Source organism: Brachybacterium sp. AOP24-D1-21 (assembly GCF_052378665.1).
In the GTDB taxonomy this organism is placed as follows: domain Bacteria; phylum Actinomycetota; class Actinomycetes; order Actinomycetales; family Dermabacteraceae; genus Brachybacterium.
The window spans coordinates 135,436-152,385 of sequence record NZ_JBQSXX010000001.1; the positions used below are offsets into that span (position 1 = coordinate 135,436).

The following is a 16,950-nucleotide window of genomic DNA, read 5'->3' on the forward strand; positions in this document are numbered from 1 at the left end:
CGGGTGGGGAAGGCGGGACGGTTCCAGTACGGCGGGCCGCGAGACGGAGTCATCGCGTGCAGTCGCCGGCTGTTTTCCGACCGCTGCGCGTCGCACGCCGCAGGCATTCGAGCGCCTACTGTAATCAGCGAATCCGCTGCCCGGGACAGGAGACGGCGATCTCACAGCTCGGCGAGCGTCCCGCTCTCGACGTGCCAACGGCGGTCGGTGCGCACTGTCTCGAGCATGCGCCGGTCATGGGTGACCAGCAGCAGGGTGCCCTCATAGGACTCCAGCGCCTGCTCGAGCTGCTCGATCGCGGGGAGGTCGAGATGGTTGGTGGGCTCATCGAGCACCAGCAGGTTCACGCCGCGGGCCTGCAGCAGGGCGAGGGCGGCACGGGTGCGCTCCCCCGGTGACAGCTCAGCGGCGGCACGGCCCACGTGGTCGGCGCGGAGCCCGAACTTCGCCAGCAGGGTGCGCACCTCAGCCGGGGACTGCTCCGGCAGCTGGGCCTCGACGGCGTCAGCGAGCGGGATAGACCCCATGAACAGCGAGCGGGCCTGGTCGATCTCGCCGATCCGCACGCTCGCGCCGAGCGACGACGACCCCTCGTCCACCGCGCGCCTGCCCAGCAGCGCCCGCAGCAGCGTCGACTTGCCCGCTCCGTTGGGCCCCGTGATCCCGATCCGCTCCCCGGCGGCGACCTGGGTCGAGATCGGTCCGAGGGTGAAGTCGCCCTGCCTCACCACCGCGCCGGTGAGGGTGGCGACCACGCTGCTCGAACGCGGTGCGGCACCAATCGTGAACTGCAGCTGCCATTCCTTGCGGGGTTCCTCCACCTCGTCCAGGCGCGCGATCCGGCTCTCCATCTGGCGCACCTTGCGGGCCTGCTTCTCGCTCGACTCGGACTGCGCGCGGCGACGGAGCTTGTCATTGTCCGGGGACTTCTTCATCGCGTTGCGCACGCCCTGACTGGACCATTCGCGCTGGGTGCGTGCCCGGGAGACGAGATCGGCCTTCGTCGCGGCGAAGTCCTCGTACTGCTCACGGGCATGGCGGCGCACCGTGGCCCGCTCCTCGAGGTAGGCGTCGTAGCCGCCGCCGTAGAGCCGGTGAGAATTCTGGGCGAGGTCGAGCTCGAGCACATCAGTGACGCAGCGGGCGAGGAACTCCCGGTCATGGCTGACCAGCACCACTCCCCCGCGCAGTCCCTGCACGAAGGTCTCGAGCCGCTGAAGGCCGTCGAGGTCGAGGTCGTTGGTGGGTTCGTCCAGCAGCACCAGGTCGAAGCGGCTCAGCAGCAGCGCTGCCAGTCCCACCCGGGCGGCCTGGCCGCCGGAGAGCGAGGTCATCTCGGTGCGTCGCACCCCGTGGGCCTCGTAGGACAGGCCGAGATCCGCGAGCACCGCGGGGATCCGCTCCTCGAGATCTGCGGCGCCGCTGGCGAGCCAGCGCTCCAGGGCGGTGGCGTACACATCAGCCGGGTCGGGGCCGCCGCGCGGCGACTCCTGCCCGAGGGCGGTGGCCGCCGCGTCCATCTCCGCGGTGGCCTGCGCGCAGCCGGTGCGGCGGGCGATGTAGCCGGCGACGGTCTCGCCGTCACGGCGTTCGTGCTCCTGCGGCAGCCAGCCCACGAAGGCATCCGAGGGGGAGAGCGAGAGGGTCCCGGCGTGCGAGGCATCGACCCGGGCGAGCAGGCGCAGCAAGGTGGACTTGCCAGCACCGTTGGCACCCACCACGCCGATCACGTCCCCGGGCGCGACGGTGAGGTCGAGATCCTCGAACAGGACACGGTGGCCGTACCCGCCGGCAAGGCCGTGGGCGACGAGAGTGGCGGTCATCCGCACATTCTCCCACTGCGGCGAGCAGCACTCGCCGCCGCTGCCGCGTGGAGCTCCGGGTGATGACCCTTCTGCTCGCCCTGCGGTAGTTCACTTGTCAGCCATCGGCTGCATTGTGGACAGGTGTCGGACTGCTGGAGGGACGACGCACCTCCCTCGCGCCGACCCACCCGGTCCAGTCGCGAGCTCGCCTCTGCGGAAGGACCCCTCATGCGCTTCACCCCTGACCTGGCCGTCGCCTTCGGCGACTGGATCAAGCGCGACCGGATCCGGCGCGCCCTCATCGCCGCTCGGCCCGAGCTCGCCGGCACCCTGATGCTCGACGCCCAGCGGCCGCTGCTGCGGATCCCTCGCAAGAGCGGAGCGGTGGTGGTCATGGCAAGGATGCATGAGGCAGAGCCGACCTCGTGGGTCGTGGGGATCTCGGACGCTTCAGCACCGGTGCTCCACGAGCTCGACTCCGCCGACGACGTGGTGGCGCTGACGCTCGATCTGCTGGCCCTGCCGATTCCGACTCCCGACGGGACGGAGCCCCGCCTGCGGGGCTGACCGCTCGCGACCGACGAGAGCCACCTCACGCCATGGCATCACGTGGACACTTATCCGAAATGTCCGACTTTTGGCGCATGATGGGGGCGTGCTCCTGCGCAGCATCGGCAGGCAGCTCCCCCGCGACGGCCGCTCCCGGCCACCGCGATCACTCGCCCCTGTGGAAGGACCTGCATGCTTTTCACCCACGACATGGCAGCTGCCTTCGGCGACTGGCTCGAGCGTGAACGGATCCACGATGCTCTCGTCAGAGCCCGTCCCGAGTTGGACGGCCGGCTCATGCTCGATGAGGAGCGGCCCCTGCTGCGCATCCCGCTGCCCCACGGGGCAGGCATCGTCGTCGCGAAGACGGACGGGGAGTCGAGCGCCGGTTGGGTCCTCGGCATCCCTCATCCGCAGTCCCCCGCCCTGCACGAGACGAGCTCGCTCGGAGAGCTCGTCGGCCGGGTGCTCGAGGTGCTGGACACCTGGGGCGGCCCCGACGGCAGATCCCTGCGGGACTGACGAGGGCGCCTCGACGCGACGGCGCCGTGACCATATTGTCACGCCGCGGGCTCAGACCGTCCAAGAGCTCTGCGAAGAACCGGGCGGCTTCGTCTGCGATGCATCCCCGGGCGTCACCCCGGAAGTCACCACATGACGGCATGCGACAGCTCTCTGGCCTCCACGCTCTGCGGCTCCTACAGTCGGCCATCACCCACCGTAAGAGTCCACGAAAGGCCCGCTATGACCACGATCGCTGAGCTCCGTGACCGCTTCTCCCCCGTGCTGACGTCCATCGCCGCCGGCACCCTGGACCGGGAACGGGACCGGACCCTGCCGGTGGCCGAGGTGCGCGCCCTCGCCGACGCCGGTCTCGGGCGCGTGCGGCTCCCCGTGGACGCCGGGGGCCTCGGCGCGACGATCCCGCAGCTGACCGCGCTGCTGGTCGACCTGGCCGCCGCGGACTCCAACCTCCCGCAGATCTGGCGCGGACACATCGCCTTCGTCGAGGATCTGCTGGTCACTCCGCACACCGAGTTCCGCGATCGGTGGCTCGCGAAGATCGCCGACGGCGCGGTGATCGGCAATGCGTGGTCGGAGATCGGCTCGGTGGAACGTGGCTCCTTCGGCACTCGGCTCACTGTCGACGGCGAGCACGCTGGGGTGACCGGGCAGAAGTTCTACACGACCGGCTCGATCTACGCCGACTACTCCGACACCCTGGTCGAAGCGGCGGACGGCGGCCAGCACATCGCCGTGGTCCCGCTCGCCCAGCCCGGGGTGCGCATCAGCGATGACTGGGACGGCTTCGGCCAGAAGCTCACCGGCACCGGCACGATCATCTATGACCACGCCCGCCTCGAGGCCCGCGATGTGATCCCCTTCGCCGATCGCTTCGACTACCAGACGGCCGTCTACCAGCTGGTGCTGCTCGCCGTGCAGGCGGGGATCGCCTCTGCCATCGAGACGGATGCGGTCGCGGCAGTAGCCGCCCGCACCCGCACCTACAGTCACGGCAACGCCGATCGGGTCCGGGAGGATCCGCAGATCCTCCAGGTGGTCGGGGAGATCTCGGCCGTCGCGCATACCGCGAGCGCCCTCACCGCTCAGGTGGCCGACGCCGTGCAGGCGGCGCACGACGCCGCGCTGCACGGAGGAGAACAGGCGCGCGCCGCCGTGGTCGAGGCGGAGATCGCCTCGGCCCGTGCCCAGGTCGTCACCTCGCGACTGGTGCCGGAGGCGGCGACCCGACTGTTCGACGCCCTGGGAGCATCCGCCGTGCGCGAGACTGCGGCGCTGGATCGCCACTGGCGCAACGCTCGCACCGTCGCCTCCCATAATCCGTGGGTGTACAAGGCCAAAGAGATCGGCGCGTGGGAGGTCAACGGCACCGAGCCGGGGTTCCAGTGGGCGATCGGCACGGTGAGCGGCCAGTCCCCGGAAGCGAGCTTCGCTTCCGCGGTGCCCGTCGACTCCACGGCATCCGTCGACTCCACAGAGTCCGTCGATTCCCCGGTGCCCGTCCATTCCACGGTGTCCGTCGGCGCCTGATCGTCGCCCGGCCGACGGGGACCAGGTCACTCCCCGTCGGTCGGCTGCGGCGCCCGGACGAGGGCGCTAGCGCAGCAGGCGTGAGAGCAGGCGGTGCGCGGCGCGTCGGCCCGCACGCTCCCCCATCGCTTCCGGCCCTCGCTGGGCGGCACGGACATCGCCCCGAATCCGTCGTGCGCGGAACAGCCAGTTCAGCATCTGCACCTCCTGATGGTGGTCGCCCTCGACCGTACCGGCTACCGGGCGGGCAGGCCCAGACCCAGACCCAGACCCAGACCCAGACCGCGCTCGATACGATGCGGACTCTGGCCACACCCCGTTCTCCCCTCTCGAAACAGGTGCCCGATGCCCGATCGTTCCCAGTCTCTGCAGCGCCTCGGCTTCCTCACCATCGGGCTGTTCGATCCGGAGGACCCCGCCGCCGGGCACGAGTCGACGTTGCGGATTATCGAGCTCGGTGAGGAGCTGGGGTTCGACAGCGCCTGGCTGCGCCACCGCCACCTGCAGTTCGGGATCTCCTCCCCCGTGGCCGTGATGGCCGCGGCCAGTCAGCGCACCCGACGGATCGAGCTGGGCACCGCGGTGACCCCGCTGGGCTGGGAGAACCCGCTGCGGCTGGCCGAGGATCTCGCCACGGTGGACGTGCTCTCCGGGGGCCGGATCAATCCAGGGGTCAGCGTGGGCACCCCGATGCAGTACGAGACCCTCAAGCATGCTCTCTACCCGCACACCGCAGAGCTCGAGGACTTCAGCAAGGCCCGGGTGGAGCAGCTCGCCGGCTTCCTCGCCGGTGAGCCGGTGCGGGACCTCTCCGGCAAGCAGGGCGTGGTCGAGGAGTACTCCTCCCGGGTCGAGCCGTACTCCCCCGGGCTGCGAGACCGGCTCTGGTACGGGGCCGGCAGCATGAGCTCAGCGGCCTGGGCCGGGAAGCATGGGCTGAACCTGCTCAGCAGCAGCGTCATCTTCCCCGACCAGGGGCAGGATCCGGACTTCGCCGCCGTCCAGGCCGCTCAGATCCGGGCGTTCAGGGAGGCCGCCACGGCACATGCCCCGAATGCCGCTGCCCGCGTCTCCCAGGGCCTGGTCGTCATCCCCACGGACTCGGCGAGCCCGGAGCAGCGGGAGAAGTACCGGGACTATGTCCAGGAGCGACTGCCTCGCACCCACAGCCCGCAGGGACCCCGCGGCATGATGTTCGCCCCGGATCTCCTGGGCACCAGCCAGGAGATCGCCGAGCAGCTCTGGGCTCACGCCGGATTCCGCGAGGTGGACGAGGTCGCCTTCGCCCTCCCTTTCAGCTTCGAGCACGAGGACTACGTGCAGATCCTCACCGATATCGCAACGCGGCTCGGTCCGCTGCTGGGCTGGTCACCGCGGTCTGAGTGACCGCTCCTGCTCATCCCGCTCAGGACTGATGCCACACATCACCGTCACCGTCAACCAGGAGGCGACCTTCCCAGATCTTTCGTGCTGACCGTTCCGTAGCCACGAGGTCAGGGAGGATGATGCCGCCATGACCACAGTGAGCACCTGTCTCTGGTTCGATGGCGACATCGACGAGGCCGCCGAGTTCTACGTCTCCCTGCTGCCCGGCTCGAAGCTCCTGGGCCGCAGCGTCTACGAGGCGGGCGGCGGACCACCGGACGGTCCCGATATGACCGGTCAGGCGCTGACCGTGGAGATCGAACTCATGGGTGTCCCGTACATGCTGCTCAACGGCGGGCCGCAGTTCCCCCTCTCCGAAGCGGTCTCGATCGTGGTCACCGTCGACTCGCAGGCGGAGATCGACCGGCTGTGGGAGGCGCTCGTCGCGGCGGCGGGCGCGAGTCGCAATGCGGGTGGTGCGTCGACCGGTTCGGGCTGTCCTGGCAGATCGTGCCGCAGCAGCTCACCGCCCTGCTCACCGGGCCCCACGCCGAGGCGGTGACCGCCGAGCTGATGACCCAGGTCAAGCTCGACATCGCGCGTCTGGAGGCCGCGGCGGGCTGAGTCCCGGCTCCCCGGCCTCTCGGTCGGACCACTTCCGAACGGTGCCGCGCTCTGCTAGGAACGACGACATGACTGTCTACGGCTTCCATGCCTCCCACGAGCAGATCTCCCCGCGCCAGCTGCTCGCGGACGTCCAGCTGGCCGAGCAGGTCGGATTCCAGGCGGCCATGTGCTCGGACCATCTCGAGCCGTGGTCGCAGAGGCAGGGGCATGCCGGGATGGCTTGGCCCTGGCTGGGCGCGGCGCTCGCCACCACCGAGCTGACCTTCGGCACCGTCACCGCCCCCGGGCAGCGCTACCACCCCGCGATCGTCGCCCAGGCGATCGCCACCCTCGGGCAGATGTTCCCGGGACGCTTCTGGACCGCGCTGGGCACCGGCCAGTTCGCCAATGAGCACGTGACCGGGCAGGGGTGGCCCCGCAAGGACGTCCGACAGCAGCGCCTCGAGGAGAGTGTCGAGGTGATCCGTCGTCTGCTCGCCGGCGAGACGGTCTCCCACGACGGCCTGGTCACGGTCGAGGAGGCGACCGTCTGGGAGCTCGCCGAGCCGCGGCCGCCGCTGATCGCGCCGGCGATCAGTGTGGCCACCGCGATGCGCGGGGCGCGCTGGGCCGACGGGCTCGCGACCATCAACCAGGATCCGTCCCTGCTGCGCGAGATGCTCGACCGCTGGGCGGATGCCGGTGGCGCGCCGCACCGCATCCTCCAGGTCCACCTGGCCTGGGCCCCGACCGAACAGGAGGCGTTCGCTGTGGCGCACGACCAGTGGCGCTCCAACATCTTCCCCTCCCCCGCCTCCACCGACCTTCGCGTGGCGACCTACGACGCGGTCAGCGAGCACGGAGTCGGCTCCGAGCAGCTGCGCGAGGCGGTGCTGGTCTCCTCCGACCTCGGCGAGCTCACCGAGCAGATCCACGACTTGGCGTCCCTCGGCTTCGACGAGGTGTACCTGCACCACGTCGGCCAGCAGCAGCGACCGTTCCTGGAGGCCTTCGGCGAGAAGGTCCTGCCCCAGCTGCGGTGACCGACCGCCCGCAGTGAGGGCCCCGCACCCCGGCCCCGTTCCCGTCCCCGTGAGGAGACCCCGTGCTGAAGACCGAGACCTCGGACCAATGGTGGAAGTCCGCCGTCGTGTACTGCCTGGACATCGAGAAGTTCTTCGACGGCAACGACGACGGCGTCGGCGACATCGACGGCCTCTCGCAGCGTCTGGACTACCTGGCCGGACTCGGGGTGACCTGTCTGTGGCTGATGCCGCTGAACCCCACCAAGGGCCGTGACGACGGCTACGACATCATCGACTACTACGGCGTGGATCCCCGTCTGGGCGACCACGGCGACCTGGTGGAGCTGCTCCGCACGGCGAAGGACCGCGGGATGCGCGTGATCATGGACCTGGTCGTCAACCACACCTCCCACCAGCATCCGTGGTTCACAGCGGCTCGCTCGTCCCGCGACAGCCCGTACCGCGACTACTACGTGTGGCGGGACGAGCCGCCCGAGGACACCTCCGACCAGGTGGTCTTCCCCGACGCAGAGGACTCGCTGTGGACCTACGACGAGAAGGCCGGCCAGTACTACCTGCACAACTTCTACTCCGAGCAGCCGGACCTCAACATCACCAATCCGGCGGTGCAGCAGGAGGTCGCGAAGATCATCGGGTTCTGGCTGCAGCTTGGCCTGGACGGCTTCCGGGTGGACGCGGTGCCGTACTTCATCGAGAGCCGCGGCATCGTGCCGGACGCCTCCGCCGACTACTCCGACCCCCACGAGTACCTGCGCAGCCTCTCCGCTTTCATCGGCCGCCGACGCGGCGATGCGATCCTGCTCGGCGAGGTGAACCTGCCCTACGAGGAGCAGATGGCGTTCTTCGGGGGCGACGACGCCGATGAGCTGACCATGATGTTCGACTTCGAGCTGATGCAGCGGATGTACCTGTCGCTGGCTCGGCATGATGCCACCGAGATGGCGCGCACACTGAACCGTCGGCCGTCGCTGAAGCCCACCCGGCAGTTCGCGACCTTCGTGCGCAACCACGACGAGCTCACGCTCGACAAGCTCAGCGAGGACGAGCGCCAGGAGGTCTTCGACGCCTTCGGGCCCGAGGAGGAGATGCAGCTGTACGGTCGCGGGCTGCGGCGACGGCTGCCTCCGATGCTCGACGGCGATCCTCGGCGGCTCACGATGGTCTACTCGCTGCTGTTCGCCCTGCCCGGCACGCCGGTGCTGTTCTACGGCGAGGAGATCGGCATGGGCGAGAACCTCGACATCCCCGGTCGACTCTCGGTGCGCTCCCCGATGCAGTGGACGGCGGGCAAGAACGGCGGCTTCTCCGTCGCGAAGCCGTCCGCTCTCGTCGCCCCTGTGACCGGGGGACCCTACGGGGCAGAGCACGTCAACGCCGAGGATCAGCGCTCCGACCCGGACTCGCTGCTGTCCTTCATCGGGCAGCTCGCCCGCCGCTACCGGGAATGCCCCGAGGTCGGGATGGGCGACTACGAGGTCCTCGCGTCGGACGCCCCCGCGGTGCTCGTGCATCGCTGCACCTGGAACCCCTTCGGCGGCGGCACCTCCTCCTCCGTGCTGGTGCACAACCTCGCACCCGCGGCCACCACGCTGACCGTCCACGTTGCCGAGGTCGAGGACGGCACCGAGGTGCTCGACCTCTTCAGCGGCGAGCGGCACACCATCGGTCAGGAGGGGCGGCTCACCCTGGACGTCGGCGGATACGGCCACCACTGGCTGCGACTGCTGCTCACGGGGGACCGACGGCTGCGGTGACGAGGACCGACGACTGCGGTGCCGGGGCCGGGTGCCTCAGCCCTGATCGCCGCGCAGCCGGTCGATGTGCTCGGAGGCCTCGACCCCGCTGCCGAATACCTGGCGCGGACGGCTGCTGCAGGTGGAGACCACGCGCACCGGCACCACGCCGCCGCTCACAGCAGCAGCGCGAGCACGAAGTTCCATACGCAGATGACGGCCAGCATCCCCAGGCTCGGAGCGATCGCCCGGCGCAGGATCTCGCCCTCCCGGCCGGACAGGCCCACCGCGCCAGCGGCGATCGCGATCGACTGCGGGGAGATGACCTTCGCGGTGGTGCCGCCGGCGGTGTTGCCGCCCACCAGCAGCGCGGGCGCCGCCCCGATGCCCTCGGCGGTGGCGACCTGCAGCGGAGCGAACAGGGTGTTGTTGTTGACGACGGAGCCGGTCAGGAACACCCCGATCCAGCCGATCACGGGAGCGATCAGCGGGAACAGCGGTCCGACGGCGGCCAGCGCCGAGCCCATCGAGGTCGAGCCCCCGGAGTAGTTGGCGATGTTGGCGAGCACCAGGATCACAGCGATCAGCACGATCGCCTTGCCCAGGCTCTTGAGGGTGCCGCCCAGCTCGCGGAGCAGCTCGCGCAGGGAGACCTGCGGGGTGGTGAGGAAGGAGAGGATCACGGCGAGCAGGATCGCGGTACCGGTGGCGCCGAGGATCGAGACGTTCCAGGTGTACTCGACGAGGTCGCCGGCGGCGGTGGAGACCTCCCCGGTCAGGCCGGGCAGCGGGACGCGGAGGGTGGTGGCGGCGAGGGCGCCGGTGGCGAACAGCTCCTTCACCGGGGGCAGCGACCATAGCAGGATGAAGCCGGAGAGGATGTAGAAGGGGCTCCAGGCCACCACCACCTCGTGGAAGCTGTGCTTCTCGGCCTCGGGGATCGGGGAGTCGTTCTCGCGGTAGATCCGTCGCGGCTTCCACACCCGGCTCACGGCGAAGACGGCCACCATCGCCGCCAGGCCCGCGCCGATGTCCGCCAGTTCGGGGCCGAGGAACCACAGCACCCCGCCCTGCACCCCGCTGAAGACCACGGAGACCACCAGGGTGAGCGGGAAGGTCTCGCGCAGTCCCCGCAGCCCGTCCATCATCACCACCAGCAAGAACGGGATCAGGAACGTCAGCGGCTGCAGCACGATGACCAGAGCGCGGGAGAGCTCCATGACGTCCAGGCCGGTCACCTGGGCGCCGACCAGCACCGGGATGCCGATCGCGCCGTAGGCGCCGGCACCGGCGTTCGCGACCAGCGAGATCACCGCGGCCCTGATGGGCGTGAAACCGAGCTGCACCAGCAGGGCGGCGCAGATCGCGATGGGGACGCCGAAGCCTGCCACCCCCTCGAGGAAGGCGCCGAAGCCGAAGCTGATCAGCAGCACCTGCACCCGCTGGTCAGCGGAGATCGCTCCGATCGAGGAGCGGATGATGTCGAAGCGGCCCGAGAACACGGCCAGGCGGTAGAGCCACACCGCCATCACGATGATGTAGGCGATCGGCCAGATCGCGGTGAGCAGGCCGGAGAGCCCGGCGCCGGCCACGGCCGAGGCCGGCATGCCGAAGACGAGCAGTGCGACGAGCACCTCGACCACCAGGGCGATCAGTCCCGAGATCACTCCCGAGAGCTTGAAGACCACCATCAGGAGGAGGAAGACGAGGATGGGCAGGGCGGCGACCAGCGCGGAGAGCGTCAGGTTGCCGAGGGGGTCGATGGATTGCATCCACATGTGCGGGGTTCCTCTGGATCGGGGCCGGGGACGGTGTCACGCCGGCGGGCACGAGGGGATCGACCCGCGGCGACCGGATCGCGGTCCCCGGGGGTCGGGGGTGGGGTCATCCGCGGGAGTCCCTCGCTCCTCCCGTGGATCGCGACGGCGGATCAGTCGCGCAGGTCCGCGGCGACCTTCTCGAGCGCCGCGGCGGACTCGCGCAGCTTCGCGATCTCCTGCTCGTCGAAGGGGGTCTCGTAGATGGGGTGGGCGCCGGAGGAGTTGACGATGCTCGGCACGGACAGCGCGACGCCGTCGATGCCGTGGAAGTCGGAGAGCACCGTGGAGACGTTCAGCACGGCGTTCTCGTCGCCGAGGATCGCCTCGACGATGCGGGCGCTGGACAGGCCGATGGCGTAGTTCGTGGCGCCCTTGCCCTGGATGACCTTGTAGGCGGCGTCGCGCACGTCGACCGCGATCTGGTCGAGCTGTTCGGGGGTGAACATCGGCGTCCGGTCCTCGCCGGTCCAGTCGAGGATCGGCACCGCATTGATGCGGGCGGCGGACCACAGCGGGAACTCGGTGTCCCCGTGCTCGCCGACGATCTGGGCGTGCACGCTGGTGGACGCCACGTTCGTGCGGCGCGCGATCTCCCACCGCAGCCGCGAGGAGTCCAGCACGGTGCCGGAGGAGAAGACGCGCTCGGCCGGGAGCCCGGAGCCCTCGTGGGCGAGCATGGTCAGCACGTCGCAGGGGTTGGTGACGATGACGAAGACGGCGTCGGGCGCGACCTCGAGAGTCTGACGCATGAGGGAGCGGACGATCTTCGCATTCGTCGCGGCCAGTTCGATGCGGGTCTGGCCGGGCTTCTGCTTGGCACCGGCGGTGATGACCACGACGTGCGATCCCTCGGCCACAGCGATGTCCGAGCCGCCGATGATGTCGCCGCCGCGGGTGAACAAAGTGCCGTGGGCGAGGTCCAGCACCTCCGCCTCGGTCTTCTCGGCGTTGATGTCATACAGCGCGACGTGGCGGGCGGACCCGCGGATGAGGGCCGCGTAGGCGACGCTGGAGCCGACGGCGCCGGCTCCGATGACGGTGAGTTTTGAGTTCTCGATCATGTTGTCATATTAGTAAGAAGGCAGGGCGTACCTCAGGGACCAAGGCCCTTACCGTGTGGTCGGCCCAGGCCCATCGCTCCGGCCCGGCTCGTGGCCCGGCCCGAGGCGACCAGGTGCATCGACTGCGCGCCGTGAGCCCGGCCGTCGGGACGATGCGGCCCGGCGCCGAGCAGCTCCCCCGCGCCGCGCCTGCGCTCGCGGCCCCCGCGAGATGCCGATGGATCTGCGCCGTGCCGGAGGGCCCCGGTTCGCGGCGAACCCGAGGCTCTTCGACAAGGGCGGACTCCTGACGGACCTCGGAACCGTCCCCTCGTCTACACGCTGCGATCCCCAGCACCGGACACAGGTGCCGACCCCTGCCGACTCGGGCGCATGGAGATGACCAGGTAAGTGCTGAGGATGCCGCCCCCGAGGAGTGCGATCGCGATGAGCACCCAGTGCCCCAGCGCGGGGTCGATCAGCTCGAGGACATAGATCAGGACGGCCGCGAGCGCGAGCACGATCCCCTCCATCACGGCGAACGCGATGAAGAAGCGCTGCCGCTCCTGCTGGACGCGACGGGAGTCGGCTGCGGCTGCATCGGCGGAGCTGCTGGCAGGCAAGTGGTTCATGGGCTCATGCTAAGCACTCCGGCGCTACCCCTTCGAGGGCGAGTCACGCGGGCCTGAGCCCGGCTCGCCCTCCCGGACGTCGAGGCGTCGATCCTCGGCGGTCTCGGCGGCCCCGGGGGTGTCCTCGAGCGGAGCGACCACCGCCGGGATTCGGTTCAGGAGAGGTCCGACCTGGCGTCGTCGTCCACCTCGGCATCCAGCACCACTCCGCGACGGATCGAGATCGTCACCGCCACCGCGATCGCGGCCACGGCCGCGGCGGCGATCAGGTAGCGCAGCGGGTTCGCGTCCCCGCTGAGCGCGCTCATCCCGACCACGGCGGGGGCGATCAGCACCGCGACCAGGTTCATCACCTTGAGCAGCGGGTTGATGGAGGGGCCGGCGGTGTCCTTGAACGGATCGCCGACGGTGTCTCCGATGATGGTGGCCTCATGTGCGAGCGAGCCCTTGCCGCCGTGGTGGCCGTCCTCCACGAGCTTCTTGGCGTTGTCCCAGGCTCCGCCGGAGTTGGCGAGCATGATCGCCATCAGCACGCCGGTGGCGATGGCGCCGGCGAGATAGCCGGCGAGGGCCGGTGCTCCGAGGCCGAAGCCGACGGCGATCGGGGCGGCGACGGCGAGCAGGCCGGGGGTGGCGAGCTCCCGCAGCGAGTCGCGGGTGACGATGTCCACCACCCGCCCGTACTCGGGCTTCGCGGTGCCCTCCATGATCCCGGCGATCTCGCGGAACTGGCGGCGCACCTCATACACCACAGCACCGGCGGCCCGGCCGACGGCGCTGATCGCGAGGCCGGAGAACAGGAACACCACGGCGCCGCCGATGATCACGCCGACCAGGGTCTGCGGGGAGAAGACGACGGACTGATCCAGGAAGTCCTGGTAGCGGTCCCCGAGCACATCACGGATCGCGTCGGTGTAGGAGCCGAACAGGGCGGTCGCGGCGAGCACGGCGGTCGCGATCGCGATGCCCTTGGTGATGGCCTTGGTGGTGTTGCCGACGGCGTCGAGCTCGGTGAGCACCTGGGCGCCCTCGACATCGACGTCCCCGGACATCTCGGCGATGCCCTGGGCGTTGTCGGTCACCGGGCCGAAGGTGTCCATCGCGACGATCACGCCGACGGTGGTGAGCAGGCCGCAGCCGGCGAGCGCGATCGCGAACAGGCCGGCGATGCCGGAGCCGCCGAGCAGGAAGGCGCCGAACACGGCGGCGGCGATGACCAGCGCGGTGAACACCGCGGATTCCAGCCCGAGGGAGAAGCCGGAGAGCACCACGGTCGCGGCGCCGGTGCGGGAGGTCGCGGCGACCTGGCGCACGGGGCGGTCCTCGGTGCTGGTGTAGTAGCCGGTGAGGTAGAGGATCAGCACACCGAGGGCGATGCCGATCGCCACGGCTCCGGCAGCGATGATCCGCGGATCGTCGATCGCGGCGGTGGTCTCCTCGATCCCGAGCTCGGCGAAGGTGCCGGGGAGGTAGAGGAAGGCAGCGATCGTGCACAGCACCGCGGAGATCGCGGCGGAGACCAGGAAGGAGCGGCGGATCGTGGTCAGGGCGCTCTGGCCCCGCTTCGGGGTGGTGAGGTAGATGCCGATCAGGGCGGTGAGCACACCGATCGCGGGGACGATGAGGGGGAAGACCATGCCGGCCTCCCCGAAGGCGGCCCGGCCCAGGATGAGCGCGGCGACGAGGGTCACGGCATAGGACTCGAAGAGGTCCGCCGCCATCCCGGCGCAGTCCCCCACGTTGTCGCCGACGTTGTCCGCGATGGTCGCGGCGTTGCGGGGATCGTCCTCGGGGATGTTCTTCTCGAGCTTGCCGACCAGGTCGGCGCCGACGTCGGCGGCCTTGGTGAAGATGCCGCCGCCGACGCGCATGAACATCGCGACCATCGCGGCGCCGAAGCCGAAGCCCTCGAGCACCAGGGCGGCGTCCCCGCGGAAGAGGAGCACCACGATCCCCGCGCCGAGCAGGCCGAAGCCTATCGTCGCCATCCCGACGCAGGCCCCGGTGCGCACGGCGATGAGCATCGCCGGATCTCGGCCGACCTCGTGCGCCGCTGCGGCGACCCGCACGTTCGCGCGCACTGCGAGCCACATCCCGAGGTAGCCGATCAGGCCCGAGAACCCCGCACCGACCAGGAAGGCGACCGAGCGGGCGACGCGCAGCAGCATCCCCTCGGTGCCGGTGGCGCCGTGGGTGGGCAGCAGCAGGAGCAGCAGGAAGGTGAGCACGGCGAAGACGCCCAGGGTGCGCAGCTGACGACGGAGGTACGCGGCGGCGCCCTCCTGGACCGCCGCGGCGACCTCGTTCATGGCGTCGGTGCCGGTCTTGGCGCGCAGCACCTCGGTGCGGAATCGGAGGGCCATCGCGATCGCGATCAGGGCGATCACCACGATCACCCCGACCGTGGTGAGGCTCGCCGGGGAGAGGGTGAGGGAATCCGGTGTCATGAGGTCCTCCGCACGTCGTCGTGGGTATGGGGTCCTTCATCCCGCCGCGCTCGTCATCGGGCACGACGGACCTGGTGCGCGAACTGTAGCCGCGATCGGCCCCCAGGAATACCCTTTCGGCGCATCCGGCGGGGCGCAGGCCGCCGTGCTGATGGAACCTGAACTCAGCCGTTCCGAGGATGTTCACCGCATGGTCATGGTCCCTCCCGTGAACTGCGGAGGGGTGCGCTCCTACGGTGGTCGGGGCCGTTGACGACACGGCTCGTTCCCGATCTGGAGTACCCGTGCCCCTTCCTCTCCTCACCCGTCCCAGCCGCCGCACCATGCTCATCGGCGGTGCCGCGCTCGGTGCGGGTCTCGCCGTCCCCGCCTCGATCCTCGCGCTGACCGCCGGCCGGGTCGCCGCACCGTTCACCCTCGGGGTCGCCTCCGGTGATCCGCTGCCGGACTCGGTGGTGCTGTGGACCCGCCTCGCCCCGGAACCGCTGCTCGAGGACGGCGGGATGCCGCAGCGCACCGTCGAGGTCGAGTGGGAGATCGCGGAGGACGACGACTTCGCGACCGTCCTGCAGAGCGGGACCGTGCAGGCACTGCCCGAGGAGGCCCACAGCGTGCACGTCGAGGTGGGAGGGCTCGCACCGGGGACGCCGTACTGGTACCGCTTCCGGGTCGGTGGAGAGATCTCCCCCGCAGGTCGCACCCGCACCGCACCGGCGGCCGGATCCCTGAGCCCGATCTCCTTCGGCGTCACCTCCTGTGCGAGCTTCGAGCAGGGGTGGTTCACCGCCTACAAGCACCTGGCCCAGGACGATCTGGACGTGGTGTTCTGCCTGGGCGACTACCTCTACGAGTACGCGGCCGGGAAGCAGGGCGGGGTGCGACGCCACGAGGGCGATGAGATTCACACCCTGGGCGAGTATCGCCGCCGCCACGCCCAGCAGAAGACCGACAAGGACCTGCAGGCGGCCCACGCCGCCGCGCCCTGGATCGTGACCTGGGACGACCACGAAGTGGACAACAACTACGCGGGCATGTCCCCGGAGAACGACGACCCGGGCCAGGGAAATGCCTCCACCGCGGACTTCACAGCGCGCCGCACCGCGGCCTACCAGGCGTACTGGGAGCACATGCCCCTGCGCCGCTTCCGCAAGCCGGTGGACACCGCCTTGCCGCTGTACCGCGGATTCGACTACGGGGATCTCGCGCGGTTCAGCGTGCTGGACACCCGCCAGTACCGCGACCCGCAGCCCTACGGCGGGAAGAAGGACATGGTGGGCCCCGAGCAGTGGGCCACCGACATGCTCGGCGAGGAGCAGCACCGCTGGCTCGAGCAGAGTCTGGTGGAATCACGCGCTGTGTGGAATGTGGTGCCGCAGCAGATCTTCTTCGCGAACATGGACTACAAGGTCGGCGGGCCCGGCGCGTACAACGACGGCTGGGACGGGTACCAGGGGTCCCGCGACAGGGTCCTCGGCCTCGTCGCCGAGCGTGAGATCGAGAACTTCGTGGTCCTCACCGGGGATGTCCACTGCCACTACCTCAACGACCTGCGCCGAGACTTCGAGGACGATGCGAGCCCTGTCCTCGGAAGCGAGGTGGTGGTCACCTCGGTCACCTCCAACGGCGACGGGATGAACGTCTCCGACGGCCAGCTCGAGCTGTGGCAGAGCGACATGCCGTACATGCACTACCGCCAGGATCGTCGCGGCTATGTCACCTGTGAGGTCTCCCCCGAGCAGTTCCGGGCTGATTTCCACACCGTGGAGTACGTCTCCACTGCGGATGCGCCGCGCGAGACGGACGCCTCCTTCGTGATCGAGACCGGGGTCGCCGGGGCGCATCGCGTGTGAGCGGC

The 16,950-nt window shown here is 70.0% G+C and carries 15 protein-coding genes and 1 pseudogene; 9 read left to right on the forward strand and 7 right to left on the reverse strand.

From position 1 onward, the window contains the following. Positions 1–161 precede the first annotated feature (161 nt). Positions 162–1,823, reverse strand: coding sequence for an ABC-F family ATP-binding cassette domain-containing protein (locus ACT3UF_RS00590; RefSeq protein WP_444599771.1), 1,662 nt, complete (start codon positions 1,821–1,823; stop codon positions 162–164). A 210-nt stretch (positions 1,824–2,033) separates the two neighbouring features. On the opposite strand from ACT3UF_RS00590, the gene ACT3UF_RS00595 reads away from it, so the two are divergent. The 3 genes from ACT3UF_RS00595 to ACT3UF_RS00605 all read left to right on the forward strand — a co-directional run bounded on the left by ACT3UF_RS00595 (position 2,034) and on the right by ACT3UF_RS00605 (position 4,406). Continuing rightward, positions 2,034–2,372, forward strand: coding sequence for a hypothetical protein (locus ACT3UF_RS00595; RefSeq protein ID WP_441446327.1), 339 nt, complete (start codon positions 2,034–2,036; stop codon positions 2,370–2,372). 174 nt (positions 2,373–2,546) lie between these two features. Beyond that, a complete protein-coding gene (locus ACT3UF_RS00600; RefSeq protein WP_442331893.1) occupies positions 2,547–2,876 on the forward strand; it encodes a hypothetical protein in 330 nt (109 codons plus the stop codon). A gap of 222 nt (positions 2,877–3,098) precedes the next feature. Beyond that, a complete protein-coding gene (locus ACT3UF_RS00605) occupies positions 3,099–4,406 on the forward strand; it encodes an acyl-CoA dehydrogenase family protein (RefSeq protein ID WP_441445713.1) in 1,308 nt (435 codons plus the stop codon). A 66-nt stretch (positions 4,407–4,472) separates the two neighbouring features. Here the strand turns inward: ACT3UF_RS00605 and ACT3UF_RS00610 are convergent, their stop codons facing one another. Next, a complete protein-coding gene (locus ACT3UF_RS00610; RefSeq protein WP_441445712.1) occupies positions 4,473–4,610 on the reverse strand; it encodes a hypothetical protein in 138 nt (45 codons plus the stop codon). 141 nt (positions 4,611–4,751) lie between these two features. On the opposite strand from ACT3UF_RS00610, the gene ACT3UF_RS00615 reads away from it, so the two are divergent. The 4 genes and pseudogenes from ACT3UF_RS00615 to ACT3UF_RS00630 all read left to right on the forward strand — a co-directional run bounded on the left by ACT3UF_RS00615 (position 4,752) and on the right by ACT3UF_RS00630 (position 9,177). Next, positions 4,752–5,792, forward strand: coding sequence for an LLM class flavin-dependent oxidoreductase (locus tag ACT3UF_RS00615; RefSeq protein ID WP_441445711.1), 1,041 nt, complete (start codon positions 4,752–4,754; stop codon positions 5,790–5,792). A gap of 127 nt (positions 5,793–5,919) precedes the next feature. Then, positions 5,920–6,395: pseudogene (locus tag ACT3UF_RS00620) on the forward strand (VOC family protein). 68 nt (positions 6,396–6,463) lie between these two features. Further along, positions 6,464–7,420 carry a TIGR03885 family FMN-dependent LLM class oxidoreductase gene (locus ACT3UF_RS00625; protein WP_441445709.1) on the forward strand — a complete coding sequence of 319 codons (957 nt, stop codon included), beginning with the start codon at positions 6,464–6,466 and terminating at the stop codon, positions 7,418–7,420. Between the two features lie 62 nt (positions 7,421–7,482). After that, positions 7,483–9,177 (forward strand): alpha-amylase family protein, encoded by a 1,695-nt coding sequence (locus ACT3UF_RS00630; RefSeq protein WP_441445708.1) that lies wholly within the window; start codon positions 7,483–7,485, stop codon positions 9,175–9,177. 36 nt (positions 9,178–9,213) lie between these two features. Here the strand turns inward: ACT3UF_RS00630 and ACT3UF_RS00635 are convergent, their stop codons facing one another. The 3 genes from ACT3UF_RS00635 to ACT3UF_RS00645 all read right to left on the reverse strand — a co-directional run bounded on the left by ACT3UF_RS00635 (position 9,214) and on the right by ACT3UF_RS00645 (position 12,037). Further along, positions 9,214–9,363: a hypothetical protein gene (locus ACT3UF_RS00635; protein WP_441445707.1), complete on the reverse strand. Its 150-nt coding sequence runs from the start codon at positions 9,361–9,363 to the stop codon at positions 9,214–9,216. Next, on the reverse strand, positions 9,333–10,934 hold the full coding sequence (locus ACT3UF_RS00640; RefSeq protein WP_441445706.1) for an L-lactate permease: 1,602 nt from the start codon (positions 10,932–10,934) through the stop codon (positions 9,333–9,335). The genes ACT3UF_RS00635 and ACT3UF_RS00640 overlap by 31 nt, the downstream gene beginning before the upstream one ends. A gap of 152 nt (positions 10,935–11,086) precedes the next feature. After that, positions 11,087–12,037 (reverse strand): L-lactate dehydrogenase, encoded by a 951-nt coding sequence (locus tag ACT3UF_RS00645; protein ID WP_441445705.1) that lies wholly within the window; start codon positions 12,035–12,037, stop codon positions 11,087–11,089. 72 nt (positions 12,038–12,109) lie between these two features. Here ACT3UF_RS00645 and ACT3UF_RS00650 point away from each other — a divergent pair, with 72 nt between their 5' ends. Continuing rightward, positions 12,110–12,172, forward strand: coding sequence for a TraR/DksA C4-type zinc finger protein (locus ACT3UF_RS00650; RefSeq protein ID WP_444599773.1), 63 nt, complete (start codon positions 12,110–12,112; stop codon positions 12,170–12,172). Positions 12,173–12,351: 179 nt separating this feature from the next. Here the strand turns inward: ACT3UF_RS00650 and ACT3UF_RS00655 are convergent, their stop codons facing one another. After that, positions 12,352–12,648 carry a hypothetical protein gene (locus tag ACT3UF_RS00655; RefSeq protein ID WP_441445703.1) on the reverse strand — a complete coding sequence of 99 codons (297 nt, stop codon included), beginning with the start codon at positions 12,646–12,648 and terminating at the stop codon, positions 12,352–12,354. A gap of 155 nt (positions 12,649–12,803) precedes the next feature. After that, positions 12,804–15,095, reverse strand: coding sequence for a sodium-translocating pyrophosphatase (locus tag ACT3UF_RS00660; RefSeq protein ID WP_444599772.1), 2,292 nt, complete (start codon positions 15,093–15,095; stop codon positions 12,804–12,806). A gap of 284 nt (positions 15,096–15,379) precedes the next feature. Between ACT3UF_RS00660 and ACT3UF_RS00665 the strand changes: the two genes are divergently transcribed. Further along, a complete protein-coding gene (locus tag ACT3UF_RS00665) occupies positions 15,380–16,945 on the forward strand; it encodes an alkaline phosphatase D family protein (protein ID WP_441445701.1) in 1,566 nt (521 codons plus the stop codon). The last annotated feature ends 5 nt before the right edge of the window (positions 16,946–16,950 follow it).